This is a genomic window from Bacillus cereus group sp. BfR-BA-01441 (genome assembly GCF_022663075.1).
Taxonomy (GTDB): Bacteria; Bacillota; Bacilli; order Bacillales; family Bacillaceae_G; genus Bacillus_A; species Bacillus_A cereus.
This window is the reverse complement of the sequence record NZ_JAKUEU010000279.1, coordinates 1-389: the sequence shown is the minus strand read 5'-3', so window position 1 is coordinate 389 and position 389 is coordinate 1. Positions and strand designations below refer to the sequence as shown.

Here is a 389-nt window from a genome sequence, read left to right as displayed (position 1 = left end):
GCGTTCATCCTGAGCCAGGATCAAACTCTCCAATAAAGTTAGTTTGTCTAGCATCTAAAATAAAAATTGACGTTTCACGTTGTTTGTTTCGTTCAGTTTTCAAAGAACTAATGGTGGAGCCTAGCGGGATCGAACCGCTGACCTCCTGCGTGCAAGGCAGGCGCTCTCCCAGCTGAGCTAAGGCCCCAAACAAGTATCGGGAAGACAGGATTTGAACCTGCGACCCCCTGGTCCCAAACCAGGTGCTCTACCAAGCTGAGCCACTTCCCGAAAGAAAACGCGCCCGAGAGGAGTCGAACCCCTAACCTCTTGATCCGTAGTCAAACGCTCTATCCAATTGAGCTACGGGCGCATATGGTGCCGAGGGCGGGGGTCGAACCCGCACGGTG

At 53.0% G+C, this 389-nt stretch carries 3 tRNA genes; all 3 read right to left on the bottom strand.

Annotated elements, in window-relative coordinates:
- Positions 1-111: 111 nt before the first annotated feature.
- The 3 genes from MR107_RS30500 to MR107_RS30490 all read right to left on the bottom strand — a co-directional run bounded on the left by MR107_RS30500 (position 112) and on the right by MR107_RS30490 (position 352).
- Positions 112-187: transfer RNA gene (locus tag MR107_RS30500), tRNA-Ala, on the bottom strand.
- A gap of 9 nt (positions 188-196) precedes the next feature.
- Positions 197-270, bottom strand: a tRNA-Pro gene (locus MR107_RS30495).
- Positions 271-278: 8 nt separating this feature from the next.
- Positions 279-352: transfer RNA gene (locus MR107_RS30490), tRNA-Arg, on the bottom strand.
- Between the last annotated feature and the right edge of the window lie 37 nt (positions 353-389).